14 protein-coding genes are annotated in these 18776 nt (G+C 42.5%); 12 read left to right on the forward strand and 2 right to left on the reverse strand.

Translation table 11 applies throughout. From position 1 onward, the window contains the following. Positions 1 to 228 precede the first annotated feature (228 nt). From BBR47_RS29715 to BBR47_RS06820, 7 genes are all read left to right on the forward strand, one after another. The gene (locus BBR47_RS29715; protein ID WP_050763821.1) at positions 229 to 1800 is read left to right on the forward strand and encodes a hypothetical protein; all 1572 of its coding nucleotides are present in this window, start codon (positions 229 to 231) and stop codon (positions 1798 to 1800) included. A gap of 7 nt (positions 1801 to 1807) precedes the next feature. Then, positions 1808 to 2305: a hypothetical protein gene (locus BBR47_RS06795; protein WP_419761082.1), complete on the forward strand. Its 498-nt coding sequence runs from the start codon at positions 1808 to 1810 to the stop codon at positions 2303 to 2305. Positions 2306 to 2821: 516 nt separating this feature from the next. Then, entirely contained in the window at positions 2822 to 3628 is an 807-nt protein-coding gene (locus BBR47_RS06800; protein WP_012685015.1) for an SMI1/KNR4 family protein, read from the forward strand. Positions 3629 to 4068: 440 nt separating this feature from the next. Then, positions 4069 to 4683, forward strand: a complete 615-nt coding sequence (locus BBR47_RS06805; RefSeq protein WP_012685016.1) for a hypothetical protein — start codon at positions 4069 to 4071, stop codon at positions 4681 to 4683. Positions 4684 to 4924: 241 nt separating this feature from the next. After that, positions 4925 to 7300, forward strand: a complete 2376-nt coding sequence (locus tag BBR47_RS06810; protein ID WP_012685017.1) for a sensor histidine kinase — start codon at positions 4925 to 4927, stop codon at positions 7298 to 7300. Continuing rightward, entirely contained in the window at positions 7297 to 7947 is a 651-nt protein-coding gene (locus BBR47_RS06815; RefSeq protein ID WP_012685018.1) for a response regulator transcription factor, read from the forward strand. The genes BBR47_RS06810 and BBR47_RS06815 overlap by 4 nt, the downstream gene beginning before the upstream one ends. A gap of 265 nt (positions 7948 to 8212) precedes the next feature. After that, the gene (locus BBR47_RS06820; protein ID WP_041749288.1) at positions 8213 to 8629 is read left to right on the forward strand and encodes a hypothetical protein; all 417 of its coding nucleotides are present in this window, start codon (positions 8213 to 8215) and stop codon (positions 8627 to 8629) included. Positions 8630 to 9009: 380 nt separating this feature from the next. Here the strand turns inward: BBR47_RS06820 and BBR47_RS31185 are convergent, their stop codons facing one another. After that, a complete protein-coding gene (locus BBR47_RS31185) occupies positions 9010 to 9162 on the reverse strand; it encodes a hypothetical protein (RefSeq protein WP_007726025.1) in 153 nt (50 codons plus the stop codon). Positions 9163 to 9236: 74 nt separating this feature from the next. Next, a complete protein-coding gene (locus BBR47_RS06830) occupies positions 9237 to 11225 on the reverse strand; it encodes a serine hydrolase (protein ID WP_012685019.1) in 1989 nt (662 codons plus the stop codon). Between the two features lie 270 nt (positions 11226 to 11495). Here BBR47_RS06830 and BBR47_RS06835 point away from each other — a divergent pair, with 270 nt between their 5' ends. The 5 genes from BBR47_RS06835 to BBR47_RS06855 all read left to right on the forward strand — a co-directional run bounded on the left by BBR47_RS06835 (position 11496) and on the right by BBR47_RS06855 (position 18767). Then, positions 11496 to 12083 carry a sensor domain-containing protein gene (locus BBR47_RS06835; RefSeq protein ID WP_012685020.1) on the forward strand — a complete coding sequence of 196 codons (588 nt, stop codon included), beginning with the start codon at positions 11496 to 11498 and terminating at the stop codon, positions 12081 to 12083. Positions 12084 to 12087: 4 nt separating this feature from the next. Beyond that, positions 12088 to 13896, forward strand: a complete 1809-nt coding sequence (locus tag BBR47_RS06840; RefSeq protein WP_012685021.1) for a helix-turn-helix transcriptional regulator — start codon at positions 12088 to 12090, stop codon at positions 13894 to 13896. A 198-nt stretch (positions 13897 to 14094) separates the two neighbouring features. Next, the gene (locus BBR47_RS06845; RefSeq protein ID WP_231850567.1) at positions 14095 to 16818 is read left to right on the forward strand and encodes an S-layer homology domain-containing protein; all 2724 of its coding nucleotides are present in this window, start codon (positions 14095 to 14097) and stop codon (positions 16816 to 16818) included. Positions 16819 to 17123: 305 nt separating this feature from the next. Next, positions 17124 to 17747, forward strand: a complete 624-nt coding sequence (locus tag BBR47_RS06850) for a hypothetical protein (protein ID WP_012685024.1) — start codon at positions 17124 to 17126, stop codon at positions 17745 to 17747. A 435-nt stretch (positions 17748 to 18182) separates the two neighbouring features. After that, complete coding sequence (locus tag BBR47_RS06855; protein WP_012685025.1) at positions 18183 to 18767, forward strand: hypothetical protein; 585 nt, start codon at positions 18183 to 18185, stop codon at positions 18765 to 18767. Positions 18768 to 18776: the final 9 nt, after the last annotated feature.

Here is an 18776-nt window from a genome sequence, read left to right on the forward strand (position 1 = left end):
AACCCAGTGAAAGAAAGGTAACTTATCGGGATCAAAAATTATCGTCAAAGGCTTATTCCAACTCAAGTGATGAGGAGGAATAAGCTTTTTTCTGTATATAGCAGAAGGCAACCAGATTGCCTTTACACATGATGTGCAGGAAAAAGATTTGGCTGCCAACTTGGGACATAGAGCCACTAACAACCAGTAGCTGAGGCGAAAGGGAAGATAGATGCCTTTGGAGATACCTTGTTAGGCTTGTGGAATACCGCAGTAGATGCCGGAGACATGCTGCTGACAGGACTTGCGGGAGAAGAGAACACGCAAGATTTATATGAGTTTGTAAGCGGTGAAGAAGTTGGCACACTGAGGGAACGCAATGGCATTGTGAAAGGTATTGAGAAAGGCGTAAACGATACGCTCAATTATGTGGGAGATACGGTTACGGGCAAGAAGTCGGGCAATGAAATCCTTTCAGATATAGGAAAGCTTGGACAAGGGCTATACGATGACTATATCGATCCATTCGTGAAGGACGAGAAATATAAACAAGAAAACTTGTTTAACGGCGGTCTGTGGACCAGATCAGAAGAACAAAGCTATGCGAAGGGCCAGAATGAGTTTAAGAAAGACATGGTGGTAGCAGAGGTAGCGGCAAACTTTCTTAGTGCCGGAACAGGTACAGCCGTCATGCGGACAGTGAAAACGGCCGATAAGCTGGATGGGCCGGATGTGCTGGATGTGCTGGATGGGCCGGATGGTAAGAAAAAGTCTGGTGACCATGAGGGAAATGGGAAAGGTGTCCTTTTGCCTAATTCTAGTATCAATGAAGTAATGCACGTCATTCTTAAGGATGGAAAGCTAAAGACGGCGGCTAAGAGTTTTGCAGAAGCGATGATTGAATTAAAAGAGATAATTAAAGAAATTCATAAACTGATGAAAGGTGAAATAGAAATACGAGTTGGAGTGATGTGGACTAATCCAATTGACAGTGGTGGAATTAGTTGGCCAGTAATTTTTATCGAAAAGCGCAACAGTCACGGGAATGGAAATGGAGGCGGCGGTGGAGGAAATCATCGTCGTAGAAAAGAGGAGGAAGAGCCGGATAGAGAAGAGCGCGAGAGGAAGGAACGTGAAGAAAAAGAAAGAGAAGAAAGAGAGAGAAAAGAAAGAGAAGAAAGAGAGCGAAGGGAACAAGAGCAGAGGGATACTGAGGGGACGGATAAAGCTAAGGGAACTCATGAGGGTAAGTATTTAACTGATCGTGAGGACATGCTGCCATATATTATACCTGCAGACAATGGGTTTGATGCATTTATAGAAAGAAAATATATTGACATTAGAAAAATAGGATTAGAAGATGTTAAGACAGTTGCCAAAAATTCAGGATTATCGGAATCAGAAGTTGCAAAGATGAAAACACATTTATTTTTAACTATTTACGATCTATCTGTAGAGGGAAGGCCTCTTCAAAAGTATTACATGCGAGCTGATGGTGATATTGCCTATGCTTGGCAACTTGCTCAAAAAAAAGAACTTAATGAACTACAAAAAGATTGGTTTAGGAGGCTCAAAAATCATGAAATTAAAGAACAAGATATCATGAAGAATGGAGTAAGAGATGATAAAGGCAACATTATTTTAGACCCATTGCCTCTAAGAGATCCATCTACTTATAACGGTAATGATTATGTTAAAAATCATGAAAAAAATGCACATGATTTAGCAAATCTAACTGACCCGAATCCATCTGACCCATTCCCAGAATATGATTTATACGAAGATATAATGAAACATGTAGATAAACCTAATAAGATTTAATAATGAGGTGAGAAAATTGTATCTAAACGAAGTAGTTTCAAGGATAAACCAAATTAAATGGAATGAAGTACGTACTAAAGAAAACGAGGAAAATTCTAAACTAGGTATTGAATATTTGAGGAGACTTGCAATTTTTTTCAGAGAGGAATCTGTGAGGCCAATACATCCAATGATTGCAAATATAGCAAAAATACTTGGTGATGTTGAGGAAGGAATCAAAATTTCGGATTTTTGTAGTAAAGAAGCATCAGATTTTTTAACTAAAGAAGCGTATTTTGGTAAAGTATTTGAGTATTACATTCAGTTAGCAAGATATGTTGACATTAATCCAACCTATTCCAAGTATCTCAGTGTTTATGAACCACTAATTAGAATTGCAGAAAGGGGTGGGTTTTTCGTTCTTAAACCTCATGAGTTGGATATAATAAATGTATCATACATTCCTTTGGGTAATTGGTATGAAAGATATGTGATAAAAGAACCTATCGATATAAGCAACCTGTAAACTAATATTCAGGGAAACTAAAAAACTGGTGGTAGGGCTACCTAGTAGGGTCGAGTCTGTCAAAATTTTTGTGTAAACTTGGTTTACAACTTCAACAGCAAAATCAATACAATACAACAAAAATCAAACACAAAAAAGCTTAATAAACGCTTAAACTAACTTTGAAAGGCTTATTCCAACTCGAACGATGAGAGGGAATGAGCCTGTTTTGTATGGGCTGGAGGGCATCATCGTCGTAGGGATGGGAAGGAAGACCGGGAGAGAGAAGAGAACAAGAGCAGAGAGATACTGAGGGGACGGGTAACGTGGCTTCATACCCATCTAGAACTCCAGAGACTACTGCAGAATCAAAAGTAATAAATGCTGCACATGATAGCCCAAGTAAAATAACTGGCATGGATACTGTTTAGCGCTCATCTAAAAAAGAAAGTCCTTATCCATATGCAGAAGATTCAAACCAAATGAATCCATGTTTAACGTGTAGTGATATTAAAAATATAGAGGAGTACATGAAATATGCAAATGCCAATAAAAAGTAATCACATCCCACCCATAGGAGATTGTACAAATCTTTTTGAACGATTATCAAAATATATATCAAGATTTGATGAGAAATGGATAAATGAAATAGAACCAGCAAAAAAAGAGAGCATAGATACCCTAAAATATCTAACGCAAATTAATAATTATAACTATCATTATCCTAAAGAATATGAGATTTATTTACATTATATGGGGCAGGATGATAGGGGTTTACTTAAAACTCAACTTCCAGGATATACTTCCATTTCTGAGATAATTGATTCTTATGAAGCGATACATGAGGAAGCACGAGATACTTTAAGTGATAAATATGTACATTTTTTTCAAAAAGAATTATTTGATGGTCAACTATCATTTGATTTTACCCAAACTGATAATCCTCAGATTGTTATGACTGATGAGGATAGCCAGTTTGTAAGTTATTTTGCAGATAACTTTGAGAAATTGTTATTTCAATGTGCATTTAGTAAATATGAAAGATTAAATTATGATAAGTGTTTAATCTTTGCTGGATCACCTAACATGCTTAAAGAAGCAATACAGAAGCATAATGAATCGGATGTTTTTGGCATAATTGATCAATTTTCAAAAACATATGATTTTCAAAGGGTTTGGTTTAGTGACCTGACCCATCACATAGGTTTTAAAGACGGCAGTAGCTTTTACATCGAAAGTAGGAACAATGCTTTGTGTGGGTTTATAGCAGGTGATTTAGATAAACAAATCGACAATATTGGTGAAACCTTACTAGCTGAAATATGTGTTAATAAAAAAATTTAAAGCATTCACCATGCTTATATGCAAAGTTTCGAATGGCAAAACGTGAACAGGTAGTAGCAGAAGAGTTGAAGAACCAGCAACTCGTACAGGAAGTAGAAAAGTAAATGAGGTCTATTGCTTAGGCACGAGCTGTATACGAGCAGCTTATGGATTAAGGAACGTGTAATGCAGGAATGTAACCTTACGTTAATCAGTACGGGGAGACTGTAACAAAAGAACAGACTATTACTGATACAGAATTTAGAGATTCGAACTCATTAACACGGCAACAAGTTACCGATATTATGAATAATAAGAATAAAGGTTGGTAGAAAGTGGATTTCCTAAAGCAGTAAACGAATTTGCCCAGAGAAAAGGCCCTTGCTCTGGAGCAGAGAGTAGCTAAAATGACTTATTGGGTTAATATATTTTCAGATCTTTTGATTGAGGGAGAGTAAGCAATGAAAAAATTGTTCGTTTCTTTAATCCTACTATCTGCGACGATAGTCTTTTCTGCTTGTAATTCCCAAAAGCCTAACTCTAATACATCCGAAATGAGTCAACAGGTTACGCCTGTGAACAAATCAGAGGGATTAATTAATACTGAAAATCAAGCTTCGAATACGAAAACAACAGACTTATCTACGAAAGAACTAAAACAGTATTTAAACTCAGTAAAATCAGACATCTCAGCAATAACGGAGAAAGATAATGAAACGGGCACTATTTCAGTTATGGAATCCCATATGGTATTTCCGTTTGTATTTGTGAAAAGCTTAGGGGTATCATTCATTTTTCCAAATGATACTGATGATATAAATCCAACTTACCTGAATGTAAACAAGGCTACAAACATTAGAAATGTTAATGTAAAGGGCGCAATGCCAGGAATGAATTTTAAAGATATACTCAGTAAACTTGAAAATGCACAGGTCAAGAAAACGTGGATCTCAACAGAAGATAATGTGGCTTATAAAATTGATTATAAACTCGACGGTGTCGTGTATACTTTTATTTCATCTGATGAACCGGGAAATGAATCACAACTATTTATTTCCTTAGACGATAACGAATAGGCGGTTGTCAACCTGGTGACCGTCTTTTTCTTATTTAGTTTTAAGGTTTCTTTTTTTGTGACATAACCCATGAATTGAACAGGTCGATTATGGTCAGATACCACCATGATTGACCTGTTTTTATGTGCAGCCGAAGGAAAGTAGACCTTATGGGGAGAAATTGGTAAAATAAGGTAATTTATGTTATGTTTCACAAAAGTAGATTCATTCAAAATGATCGTGGTAAAGGAGATCCAGCCGAATGCAATTATGTAAGAAGCAATGGCTTTTTATCGTCCTTTTTGTACTGGCAGGCTTATTTGCAAGCTATGCGAGTTATTTAGCCTTTACCAAAACGCTCGTGAACATATATGTAGAGAAAATGCCTGACGGGGCTTGGATCGTTTCAGACAACGTCGTATCGGAGTACAATGCAAGTCAGTGGGCAGAGGAGAATGACATAGCTACAGGCGATAGGATTATAAAAATAGATGGTCATTCTCCCGATGAGGACATCTCCGTTTCACGGTTTGGGAAGATTGGTACGGCAGATATACTGGAAGTCATAAAAGACGGGAAGCGGATTGTGCATCATGTACAAAATGAGCACAGCATTTCGTATCTGGTGTACTGTGTGATTCTGCCAGGCATTATTTTTGTCATGCTGCTTCTCTTTTCTATATTTTTGCTCCAGAAGACAGAGGCAAAAAATGTTCCTTCGATCACGTTAATTCTGTTTTTTCTGGCGACCGGGTGTGGCTATGTATCGGGCGCTACCGCTGGCTTGGGGGACATGATCATTCGGCTTGGAAATACGCTGGGTGTTTTGTTCTGCCTCGTTTTATTACTGCATTTTCTTCTCAGCTATTTTGACCTCCTCCACACGAGAGGGCGCATCCTATTGACTCTCGTATACTTCACAAGCACGCTCCTCTATGTTGCGGAAGGCTTCGTTTCATTTGCAAAGATCAAGGAATACTTCCTGACGGTGTATGTAGTCAAGCTGACCTTTTACTCCATTGTATTCTTGATTAATCTCATTGTTATTTTATTGCAATATTTCCATTACCGACGAACACGAAAAGAAGCGATCATGAAGGTTATGCTCACCGGGATATGTGTATCCTATTTCCCTTATGTAGGGCTGGTGACCTTGCCGAAAACGCTCTTTGGTTTTGAATTGATCCAGACGGAGGTAGCGGTCTCGTTTCTGTTTTACTTGCCTGTCTCTTTTTATTATTTGGTGACAGCGAAACAGCTTCTTGATATTGATTTTTTGTTGAACCGATTAAAGTATTATCTCCTGCTGTCACTGTTGCCGTCGGTGTTGATCTTGCTGATTTGCATGTATGTGATCGGCTATTCTCCTAATGGAATGGTGAGCTGGCTTCAGCTTTCACTGGCGACTTATCTGATTATTACTCTGCTTTTTTTTGCGAAAGAGACACTGGACTATGAACTAAGGCACATTTTGTTTCGAGAAAAACTCAATTTCCAGTCAAGCCTGGATCGTTTTTCACGAGAGATCATGAGAGTGATGAAGGTGGTAGAACTGGATGAACGCTTGCTTGCCGAAATACGTGACACGTTGCAAGTAAAAGCCGTTTCCATCGCAGAGATTGAACCGAACCAGAGGAAGGTACATTGGCTGGAAGGCTATCCAGCTCCGTCGACGGAGAATATTATTCAGGTTCTTCAAAAAAATAGCGTCATGAAGATTGGGGACATCGTTACCGATGAGAGCGGTGTGTTTATCCATATGGGGGAGCGGAATCAGAATTTGGCATTTGTCTGGTTGCAAAACAAGCCCAACCAGACACAATTCAATATCGACGAAATCATATGGTTAAAAACAATGATCAGATATGTAGGTCTTGTTTATGAAAATCTTTTTTTGATTGAGAAGCTGTCAGACGAGCTGGAGGAATCACTGCAAAAGCAAAAAGGGGTGTCACCGTGGCTCCTTCGCTTGTTTTTTCGCATGTCCGAGAAGGAAAGGCGCCGACTGGCAAGCGATCTGCACGATTCTGCGTTACAGGAGCAAATTGTTTGGTACCGAAGACTGGATAAGCTGATTACAGACACGAATACACCAGAAGCGGTCGCCAGTGAGCTAACACATATTCGAGAAGGACTCTTGGATGTCATCTATCAAATCCGTCAAGTTTGCAACGAGTTACGCCCGCCATTTTTGCAGGAGATGGGCATTGTAGAAGTGCTGGAGGGCTTGATTTCTTACACCCAGCAACAAGAGAATTTTACGATCACGTTTGCGAAAGGTGAGATTCCTTCTGATCTCGATCCGGAAATCTCGATCAGTCTGTATCGGATTGTACAGGAATTGTTGCGAAATGCTGCTAAACACGCCTGTGCATCCAGCGTCCACATCACGTTGGATTGCAACAACGAACACCTGATCCTGCACTATTCCGATAACGGACAAGGCATGGCTGAAACTGAGCTACGATCAACCTTTTCTCACATGGGCATCGTGGGGATTCAAGAGCGGGTGCGCTGTTTACGGGGGAGTATCCTTTTTCAAACCGATGTGGGAAAAGGTTTTGATGTTCATGTCACACTGCCCGTAGATAGGATTGCCGATACACTTTTATTGGATGGAAAGGAGATTTATCCATGATGAAGCTGTTGTTGGTCGATGATCATCCCTCCGTTCGGGAAGGAACAAAAGTCATGTTTGAGGAGGAGCGAGATTTTGCAGTAAGCGCGGTGTCTTCCGGGATGGAGGCATTGGAGCTGGTCAAAATCATTGACTTTGATGTGATGCTGTTTGATTTGCACATGCCCGTAATCAACGGCTTGGAGCTGACCAAGCGCATCATGAGCATCAAACCCAATCCGCTCATCATCATCTACACAGGCTTTGAAATTGAGCCGTACTTTAACAAACTAGTAGAGGCGGGTGTCTCCGGTTTTGTCAGCAAAACGGCCACAAGAGAGCAGATGATCGAAGCCATCCGATGCACAGTGCGCAATGAAACCGTTATTCCGATTCCTTTGTTCAAGCAATTAAGACGAAATAGTGTACGGCTATGTACAAGAGAGGATCAACTGGAAGAGGTGTCCATAAACGAGCGGGAGCAGCAAATCCTGCTCGAAATTGCAAAAGGGCGAAGCAACAAAGAACTGTCGGAGATCTTGCTGATGAGCCAACGGAACGTGGAGTACCAGTTGACGCGCATCTTTGGAAAGTTGCAGGTACGATCGCGGGCAGAGGCGATTAGCGAAGCGATCAAAAGGGGGATCATCCCTGAACAGAGCTGGTAGTTAGGTAGTCGTTTGGAGAGAAGAGCGTTTGTACTTGTGAAAAGTCGAGCGCTCTTTTTCTATTTTGGAAGAATGATTGCGGGGAGCGCAAAAGAAATACGGGATTCCGAAATAGCGTTTTCGGTGAAAAATGGAAAAATATGGATTACAATAATAATCAGAAGAGGTTGAAGGTACTGAAGGAGGTGAAAAGCATAGCTGGATGCCTTACAGGTTGATCTGATATCACGGAATGAGTATTACAAAATTTGAGGAGGTTGTTCTGATGTTGAAACGTTTTGCTTTTTCTGTTCTTTCGGCAGCTATGGTACTATCATTGGGAACTGGTGCTGCATTTGCTTCTCAGGGAGATCGTGTATCAACGGCTAAAGCACCAACGGCTGCGAGTGTTCAGCAACAGTCGTATAACGTGTACATTTCATGGACCCAACACCCAGTAGCTACGTATTACCAGGTGTCCATGAGAGAGGTGAACAAAGATCACCACATTATACCGGAGTATGTATTTGGACGAGGTCTTGATTATTATAGTCTTAAAGATGCGCCAGCTGGCGAGTATAGGGTTTGGGTTGGTGCATATGATGGTCATCCTAAATATGGGGGTAGACTGTTAGGGATGCAAGAAAGATATATAAAAGTGAGCGGTCATACTTCAGTACATCTTGATCCGTCACGTCTATAATAATTATTAGTCAAAAGGCCCTAATATAGAGCACTACATATAGTAGTGCTTTGGTTGAAGCTAGAGTCTTCTCTAACAATTCTTTTCTAAAATGTAGCTTTGATAAAAAAATGCAGACCAACTCCTTTGGGAGGCGGGCTGCATTTTTTTTATGAGCTTTACCATCCGTTTTGCGTTTATGACGAAAGCTGTAAGGATGGCGTGTATTCGCATACGAAAGAGACCACGGTATTTGTAGGCTTTAGATTCTCCCTCACGATCACGAGGGGCTTGAATGTCCACCTCGCCATACTCGGAACGGACAGTCCTTTTCCTTTTGTTTTTCATGAAAAAAGACTGCCGAGTTTCTCGACAGCCTTAAAGTGGGGGGAGAGTAGTTATTAATCTTTCAGCTCCGTAATCACTTTTGAAGCGCGTTTTTCATCCGGAGTAGGGAACATTTGAAATTGATGCTGAAGCTCGATTTCCTTCTCATTCAAGTCACTTGAATCTTTTTGCTCAGCTTGTCCCCTGTGTTTATCGCTATTTTCCACGACCAGTCACCTCCCTCAAAGGAGTAGGGTATACAACAAGTCCCTACTTTATCCCAAAAAGAGGAAAAGGATGCTTATCGTTTAATCGGCAATGAATAGTAACCAAATGCTAAGTCAAGCAAGGCACTGGCTTCTTGACGCTTCAGTAAATCTTTTGAGCGGAAATTGAATGAGCCATCTGCGTTTACCTTCGTGTCAGGATCGACGATGCCTTGTGAAACAAGAGCAGTGATCGCATCTTTTGCCCATGCGTCGGCTGTGTCTTGCAGCGTCACTTTGCTGGTTGCCACTGGTTCAAGCTGCTTTAAATTTTGGATCATGGCAGCAGCGACTTGTCTTGTGATTGGTGCCGATGAGTTCAAATTAGGGATGCCCGCGGCCAATTGCTGTCTATGCACGTCTTCCATCCCGGCCATTACGTAAGCGCCTGCTGCTTTGATCAGGGCGTCAGTAAATTCGCCTTGTGTCATGGTTCCTGTAGGATCAAATTTATTTCCTGATTTCGCTCCCATAATGGAAAGGGCGCTGAGGTTGTTGATATGGGTCTTATAGCTGCTAGTGTTAGGGACGTCTGAGTAGGTCTTTTCCATTTCCATTTTTTGTGATTCGGCAACAAGGTGAACGCCTTTTGCCGTTGTATAATAGAAGGATTTGATGTTACCGTTTTTGTCTTCCTTGAACGTGACTTTTTCGCCTACCTCATCTACAAATAGCAATGGGCGAATCATTCGCAGCTTTTGTTTTCCAGTTGCTGGATTTTCTAAAATGAGTGAGCCGTTCTCGTAAGCAATTGAAGTGCGTGTCCAATAGAAACGCGTATTTTGATACAGCCCGAAATATTTTTGCGCATCCGCTTCACTCAAGGTCATGTAAACAGGCTCAGCTTTTTTTTCTGTTTCTGGGAAATAATGATCCATGAATTCTTTGTAAATATCAGCGCTAACCATTGAATCATTGTTGTAGGACATGAAAAAGCCGGTTTTATATTCCGGGATCAATACCATCAGGGAAGAATGGCCTGGCATGTTTCCGCCCTTCAAAACAACGTGCTGACCATTTGTATACTCTGGAAAATAGTTTTCAAAGCCTACGGTTGTGATCGGGATGTCATCCGCGAAAACCTGGTGAGTATGCATCAAATCCAAGCTTTTCTGGCTGACGATTTCCTTGCCGTCAAATTTTCCGTTTTGCAGCTGCATGATCATGTACTTTGCCATGTCTTCTGCGGTTGATATAATGCTTCCCTGCGGACCATCAGTTGGAGCGTGTCCTTCTAGCGGACGTAGCTCGCCATTATCATAGTAATTGGCAGCCATTCTCTTCATGAGCTCAGGCTTCAAACGTACACTGGTCGAGGTCATTCCGAGAGGCTTGAACACCTTTTCATCCATATACTGGGCAAAGGGGATTCCACTTGCTTTTTCCACGGCGTAGCCAGCGAGCAAGAATCCTGTATTATCATACGTATAGGTCTCGCCAGGTGGTCGGATGATGACCGGCATGTGCTTTGGAAAGAATTCATCCATAGAGATGTCCTTACCGATGTATTGTGGACCGGTAAAGGTAGTGCCGTCAGGGAATGCGAAGCCGGGTGTGTAGGTGAGCAAGTCGTACATGGTGACTGGTTTTCCTGTCTGATTCGGAATTTTTAGCCCACCGAGATATTCCTCTATATTGCGATGCAGGTCAATTTTACCCGCATCGACTTGCTGCATGGCAGCCAAAGCAGTAAAGGTTTTCGTTACAGAGCCAATTTGGAACACCGTGTCTTTATCAACAGGGATTTTCTTTTCCTTGTCAGCAAAGCCGTAGCCTTTGTTCACGATGACTTTGCCATCACGGACGACAACAAAGCTGGAACCAGCCACATTATATTCTTTCATTTTTTTTGCAAACAGTGGATCGGCAAACGCTTCTATTTCTTTGGCATCCACGGGTCCTTGGGCAGCAATGGAAGCAGTCTGCGTGGATTCAACAGCACCGAGCGACTGTGTGCATGCGGAAATCAAGGTTGTGGAGAGAAGAAAAACGACGAGACTCATTTTTTGTATCACTTTTTTCATGTGCGATTCTCCTTTTTGTGTTGGCAACACGGTTTGACGCACCGACTCTGAGAGTGAGCGCTTGAGCACAGTATGGCAAAGCTCGCGTCATACTCGGTAGTTACTTCCTGTCATCACTTTCCGACTTGCAAAATTCTTTTGATGAAATGACATGACGTAGCCTGTCATATGACATTTTGGCACTGGCTCATGTGACGCGCCGCGGATTACGGTAAGGGCAGACCGTCATCATCGTGTCGGAAAAGGTATAGATAGGAGAGATTAGCTTAGATGAAAAGAGCGATCATGCGTAACGTTCAAAATGTTATCTTTTTGCTGTTTACATTTGTCTCGGGGGTATTTTATTTGTGTTTTTACATGGTCAGTATCGTGCTTGGCCTGGGCTTGTCATTTACCGTAGTGGGAATTCCATTGCTCACCAATGTGTTGCGTACAACCCAAATCTTTGTCCAGCATGAACGTATTCAGACGAAGATTTATACCGATATTTCGATAGAACCCTTGGAAACAAGACAAAGAGCAGAGGGAAATCAATGGAAGCAGGCAAAGGCGGAATTAATGGATGTGAGAAACTGGATATCGGTTTATTGGCTGATGCAAAAATTTTTCATAGGCTGTATCTGCCTGGTGGTCGGAGTGCTCATCTACATTGCACCCGTGTGTTTTGCGTTCGTACCGTTGTTCTATCCTTATTTGGAGTTAACTTTTTTCGGCTTCCCGGTGGATTCAGAGCTGATGGCATTGCAAATTATGGGTTTGGGATTCATACTCATGATCGGGTGCTCCAAGATTGGGAACGGACTGGTACAATTAATTGGTGGGTACACCCGCTTGATGTTCAAAGCAATTAGGAGATGATGGTTTGTTAGATATCGTAAAACAGTGGGCATGGTATGACTGGGTGATGCTTTTTTTACGTCTGCTCAGTTGCTTTTCACTAACCGTTACGACTATACAATTGGGAGATTCTCTTACTCTGCCCTTATGGATTGTTATTTTGTGGGAAATCATGGTTTTTTCCGTTCCATGGATTTGTTTACTGCTGAACTATCGTTACTACCTGATTGCAGAAATGCTCTTGTTTGGCGGATTATCGATTTATCTCACGTCTATGTTTCCGGAGGCGTACCTTACTTTTTTGATGCCTGCTTTTTTGATTGCCGCTAATAGTGCGGAGAAATCGTATCGCTGGGCGGCTCCCATTACGATTGTGATCCTTCCACTGCTGCTTGTGCTTTTTTCGCGGGAAATTGATGCTTTCGTGATTTTTCCGCAAGTCGGACTTGCTTATGTGATGGGGTTTGCCTTTCATTTGCTCATTGTCAATCATCGACAAAATGAAATTATTCGCAAGCAAAACAGTGTGCTGGAGCAATACCTCACCCAAATCGAGAGAGTAACTCTGCTGGAGGAGCGGGATCGGCTTTCCAAGGACCTGCATGATACGATGGGGCATTCCTATGTCTCGATCATCATGGGGATGGAAACCTTACGTCAGGATATAGCGTCGCAGGAAGGGGTGCAAAAGCTCGAATCCCTCTTGCAGCTTGCGCGAAAAGGCATGAAGGAAGTGAGAGGGTACTTGCATCAGATGGGGTCACCGCAAGAGACGCTTCCCTTGGGTCATTCACTGAGGCAGCTTGCGGAGGAGTTTCAGACACATGCAAAAGTGAATGTGCGATTTCGTGCGATTGGAGAAGAGTATCCTGTAGGTAAGCAGGTGAAAATGACCTTGTTTCGCTGCTTGCAGGAATCATTGACGAATGCCGTACGTCACGGGCACGCTACGGACATCGTCGTTTCCTTGCATTTTGAGCAGCAACAGACGAGGCTGGAAGTACAGGATAACGGTCACGGGGTAGAAAATTGGGAGGATGGCTTCGGGATCACGACGATGAAAGAGAGGGCGGCTCATTTGCAAGGAAGAGTATCCGTTTTCTCAGAGCGAGGAGAAGGAACGCTCGTTACTTGTTTGGTGCCGAGGATGGTCGAGAGCGCCGATGAAATCATTCGTTTGGTTATCGTAGATGATCACTCGTTTATTCGGGAAAGCTTGCGCTCGATACTCGAGGGACAGCGGGACCTGCGGGTAGTCGGGTTAGCCGAGGATGGGGCGCAGGCTGTGGAGCTGTGCGAGGAGCTGGAACCAGACCTGGTGCTGATGGACTTGGAGATGCCGAATATGGACGGGATTACTGCGACAAAACGAATAAAGGAAAAATGGCCCGGTATTCGTATTCTTGTCCTGTCTACGTTTCAGGATACGGAAAAAGCCAAGGAAATCATGCGTAGTGGTGCAGACGGCTATCTCTTAAAATCGATTGAATCACGCGAGCTAGCGGAAACAATTCGCCTCGTCCATCGCGGTGGTACGATGATTGCACAGGACCTATTTCATAAAATGCTGGATGGACAGCCAGTAAACGGACAGGAAGATTTGCTGGTTGCGCCGAAACAAAGCGAAAAAGACGAGAATGCTTATGGTTTAACGAAGCGGGAGCAGGAGATTTTGCAGATGCTCGCCCAAGGCATGCGTTATAAAACAATCGCTTCCAAGCTGTATTTGTCAGACGGGACCGTGCGTAACTATGCGTCTGCTCTGTATGACAAGCTCGGCGTGCGGAATCGGGATGACGCGGTACAAAAAGGGAAAATGGAAGGACTTGTGTGATATGTGTAGCCAGGGAGGTAGGTCCTGGCTTTTTTGCTTTTTCCTGTCCTAATAGATGGAGGGCCAATGCATTCTGCTAAAAATAGTAGGTTTATTGTAAATATTTCTTGTTCTGTTACTATGAAGTTTAGTGCAAAATATGGTAATTGGGAGACAGAGCAAAGAGATTATCGGGGAGATATTTGGTGGAGGACAACTATGAAACGATGGATGGCAGCATTGTTAAGCCTTGTGTTAATCCTGACGGCCCAATTTAATACGGTTCAAGCCAATGGGAATGACACAAGAGTTGATTACGAACAGCAATATACACGTATCGGGGAGGATTACCACATCCTTAACGATAATGTGCTACTGTCGAAAAAAGATGGAACCGTATGGACTTGGTACATCTATGGACATCCTCTTAGTTCTTCAGATCCATTCTATAAAGCCAAGAAGATGCAAATTCCGGGCTTGCAGAATGTGAAGGAGATGACAGTCAAAAGGAAGTCGGCCCGGGGAAACTATATTGTTAACTACGCGGCCCTAAAACAAGACGGAACGGTGTGGTATTGGGACGCCGACCCCGTCACCACTCTTGAAACGAGTACGGCTAGTGCTCCGAAGCAAATCAAAGATTTAAAAAATGTAACGTCACTAGTCGCGTATTATAACAATGCCTATAAGGTATTGTTCGTATTAAAATCAGACGGTTCCGTGTGGAGTTTGGGAAGTGAGATAGGTACCATGAAGGGTGTCTCACCCGTTCTAGTTCGAACAAAGCTGCTAGATGATGTCGTATCCATAAAAATGGCTAACGGCATCGTATTCGCTTCGAAAAAGGACGGTACGGTTTGGAGATGGAAGGCAAATTCGTATCTGCCGAATAACCGCTCGAAAAACACAAGTCCAGAGCAGATGAACGGGTTTGCTGATATCGTCAAGATAGAGCCGGGCATTTCTACCAGCTATGCCTATATGAAAGATGGCACAGTCTTGTCTTGGTCAACTGCTGACACGAAGAAATATCCCTTGTATTTACATGCAGCAAAAGACGCACGAACGATCGTGCAATTTGACTCCATGAGAGATCGGAATATCGATAAAACGTATGCCTTCCGAGAAGACGATCAGCTTTGGTCAGTGGACAACAACGATAAAGTTTTCCCAGAGTTTACGGACATCGCTTCTATATACCAAAATGACTATTCCCCACAAGTTAGGTATTACTATGTATTAAAAAAGGATCAGGCTTTGTGGGCTTGGGCAGATTCGATTGCCTTGCCGAAGCTAGTTGTTTTCATGGATGAAATAGTAGCGCGTAATCGTTCAGAGAAAGCAGACAAACCAGCAGCAGAACGCCCTGGGACAGCAGACAAACCAACGGGCAATCGCTCTGGAACAACTGCCCAGGCTGTGATACGAACTACGCAGGAAATGAGTCTCTATCCGTATGTCACGGTGCTGCAACCTGGCGACAAACAGTTCATTGCGGTAAATAATTTGCTTCCCGGGACAAAAATGACGTACACCATTGACGATCCGAGCATAGGAACCTTAGCGAATGTGAATGGTACACAGGTCGTAAAAGCGAACAAACCCGGGCAGACCATTGTGAGGGCAACTGCAAGCAGAGTTGGTTCTCCGGACGTGACTGCTTACTTTTTGTTGTACGTCGTCGACAGTAATAGGCTGTCCGAGACGTATTACACTGCCGTCCAGTCGGTTCCTGTCGCTGACAGACAGCGTCCGTTTATTGTGGAGGGACTGACCCAAGCAGGAGAGCTAGTGATTACAGCCGCAAGTAGCGAAAAGCCGGAGCTTGTTGACGGCCAACTCGTCATCACGCCTGAGTTGATTGACCGCGTAGCTGACAATGCGCGAAAGGCTAAGATTGCCGTGGAGCAGACGCTATCGGATAACAACATTGCCCTTGCTAGAGAGTTAGTCGTAAATGGGGAAATAGTAGCGTCTCTGCCTGAACAAAAAGGTTTTACAGTCAAACTGTATAAGGATAGCTTCACGAATCGTAAGGATGTCGACTATCTTACCGTTCATACGGGGGATGCGAAACTGACGTTTGACCTTGCGACCGTAAATCGCCTGTTCCATTCGCTCCCGGTTATCGTTATTCGCTTGGTCGAAAACAATAACGGCGGATATCGCGTACAATTTTTAGATGAGCAAGGGCAGGAGCTTTCGAACGTATCAAGCAACATCAGGCTCATTCTGCCTGCAAATCAGGCAGACGCGACATATACGAGCGTATTCTATACGAATGGGAAAGTAACGCAGCCTATCGGAGGAAAGTTCAATCCGTACAATAACGGCATGGAAGCTGAAATAAACCGTTCCGGAACCTATTTCGTGGACGATAACACAAAATCGTTCCCTGATCTTGACAATAAGGATCCTGAGTTACAGCAAGCCGTACAGTTTCTGGGATCGAAAGGAATCGTAACTGGGAAAGAAGATGGCAACTTTGAGCCCGATTCACCGCTTACCCGTGCAGAGTTCACAGCTATGCTTGTAAGAGCTTTTTACGCTTTGGACGAAACGGCGACGGAGAGCTTTTCAGACGTGAATCCGCCGCAATGGCATGTTCCATTTATCGCTTCATCCGAAAAAAAGGATATCGTCAAAGGTTATCCCGACGGCACATTTAGGCCGGATCATACCATATCCCGGGAAGAAATGGCTGCGATTGGTGCAAGATCATTACATGAAAAGAAAAATTATTACTACCCTTCGAATACGGAGGACTACTTGAGTCAATTCACAGACCAACACACGATTTCCGATTGGGCGAGACCAACGATGGCTTTGGCTGTGAAGCAGCGCTTGATCGATGTCCCTGCTGATAAACAGATTAGGGCCGGCGAGGCTGTTACTCGCGGGGAAGCTGCCCGAATGCTGTATCGACTATATTTACAGCTTTGATACTGTTAATAAAATGCGAAAGGCTTATTCCAACTTGAATGATGAGGGAGAATGAGCCTTTTTGCATGAGAATAGGTTCGGTATTTCACAAATCTAAAGAGTATCTTTTAAAAGAATTGGATCGTTTGAAAATGCAGCAACTAAAGGAAAAACTGTCGCTGGAACAATTCGATGATCTTATTTTCAAGCCAATCTCCCAAGAAATTTGACAGGTATTTTCAAAAAGTTGTATAGTAAACTACCAAATGTACCCAAAAGATACATTACAATTCTCCTATCAAAACTCCACGAGGAGGAACGACACGATGGAAATGTCTATCACAAGAGGTCTGTCAGAATTAAAATTACTCGATAAAAGAATCCAAAAAGGAATCAATGAAACGACTTTCATATCTTCGGCTATTGGACCGAAGCCAGTATCTGGCTATACTTCAACAGAGCTGTATGTGGAAACAACAGAGCGAAACTACCAATCCACCATTGATCTAATAAAAAGAAGACAAAAAATTAAGTCGCTAATCGTCGAATCCAACGCGAAGACAATGGTAACGATCAGCGGCAAGAGAATGACAGTAGCCGAAGCAATCGAGCGAAAAACCTCCATTCAATATGAGAAATCACTGCTGGAGAAAATGAGAAGAGATTACAACCACGCTGTCACGCAGGTTGAAGAGAAAAATGAAGAAGTACAGCTGCGATTAGAAAAGCTGCTCGAAGCGAACTTTGGCAAAGACTCCAAGGTGAAGGATACAGAAATGGAGGCGATCTCCAAACCGTTTAAAGAGCAAAATGAAGCGAAGCTCGTAGATCCATTGAAATTGAAAGAGAAAATGGATACGCTTAGTAAAGAAATTGACGAGTTTGAGTGTGAAGTCGATTTTATTTTAAGCGAATCCAATACGATTACCAAAATCCATCTTGTGGATTAACAGTGTAATTTGCTAATCATTTGAATAGCTGATAAACGAGAGTCCCTTGCCTAGTGGGTTAACTAGGCCATCCTATAATTATTTGGCGAATATGAGGATGAAAGCTCAAAGATGAGAGCTCAGCTTTCAAAACTTACGTATCAAAGCTCTTTAGGCTCAAAGCTTAGGACTTACGCTTTAAGACTCGATGAAATCTTGGGGCATTGGTCCATAAAAGTACACTCTCTGGACTTTTCAGCAACCACCAAGCTAAATGGTTAGCAACTAGCACTCATACAAAGTAGAGATATGTTGAGAAATGATTTTCAACGTACCTCTACTTTTTTATTTAAACGAAACGGTGAAGAAATAGAAAAGTTATGTCGATACAGGAAGAAAAGGAAATGAATTGAATTGAATTGAATGTGCCATACAAGAAAGTCAGGGAGTGAAGCAATGGAATTTGAGTTTCATGTTACCTTCAACGATCTCCAACTTGTTGAAAAGGAAGCTTTTATCGATCTTTGCCAATCGCAACAAGTGAAACCGGTCATGATCGTTTTGGATCAGGGAAATTACATCAATCAACCGATGATAACAGGAGTAATCAAGCGAGCAGATTTTCAGGAAGCGAATAAAGAGATGGAAAAGATTGCAGCTACGTTTCATAACAACGGTTTTACCATCGTCCGAAAAAAAGTAGAGATTTCACCAAAAGAAGAAACGTACTTTTACCAGCCCATCCTAAAAAACTCGAAGCCTTACTTCGAATGGCATGGCAAAGTACAGGTCGATGATGTCGCGGCGTTACGAAATTTATGTGAGGGTCATGGCGGACATATTTCGAGAAACTCTTTGAATGCGAATGGAAAAGTGAGATTTATCACCGTCCGAGAATATGAAAGCCCGAAACAGTTTTACGATCGAGTAGAAAAGATTCATACCATTTTGCAAGCAAATCAGATCGGGCTAATCAAAGAACAATACGAACTATGCATTTATGACAGCCGGGAAGAACTGGACAGCGGCTGGATTTCCTAATGAGTAGAG

It is taken from the genome of Brevibacillus brevis NBRC 100599 (genome assembly GCF_000010165.1).
GTDB classification, from domain to species: Bacteria; Bacillota; Bacilli; order Brevibacillales; family Brevibacillaceae; genus Brevibacillus; species Brevibacillus brevis_D.

Coding starts and splice junctions, on each gene's coding strand:
- BBR47_RS06820 (WP_041749288.1), top strand. CDS start 8,213: ATGTTGAAACGTTTTGCTTTTTCTGTTCTTTCGGCAGCTATGGTACTA.
- BBR47_RS06830 (WP_012685019.1), bottom strand. CDS start 11,225: ATGAAAAAAGTGATACAAAAAATGAGTCTCGTCGTTTTTCTTCTCTCC.
- BBR47_RS06805 (WP_012685016.1), top strand. CDS start 4,069: ATGAAAAAATTGTTCGTTTCTTTAATCCTACTATCTGCGACGATAGTC.
- BBR47_RS06850 (WP_012685024.1), top strand. CDS start 17,124: ATGGAAATGTCTATCACAAGAGGTCTGTCAGAATTAAAATTACTCGAT.
- BBR47_RS06800 (WP_012685015.1), top strand. CDS start 2,822: ATGCAAATGCCAATAAAAAGTAATCACATCCCACCCATAGGAGATTGT.
- BBR47_RS06835 (WP_012685020.1), top strand. CDS start 11,496: ATGAAAAGAGCGATCATGCGTAACGTTCAAAATGTTATCTTTTTGCTG.
- BBR47_RS06855 (WP_012685025.1), top strand. CDS start 18,183: ATGGAATTTGAGTTTCATGTTACCTTCAACGATCTCCAACTTGTTGAA.
- BBR47_RS06815 (WP_012685018.1), top strand. CDS start 7,297: ATGATGAAGCTGTTGTTGGTCGATGATCATCCCTCCGTTCGGGAAGGA.
- BBR47_RS06845 (WP_231850567.1), top strand. CDS start 14,095: ATGAAACGATGGATGGCAGCATTGTTAAGCCTTGTGTTAATCCTGACG.
- BBR47_RS06810 (WP_012685017.1), top strand. CDS start 4,925: ATGCAATTATGTAAGAAGCAATGGCTTTTTATCGTCCTTTTTGTACTG.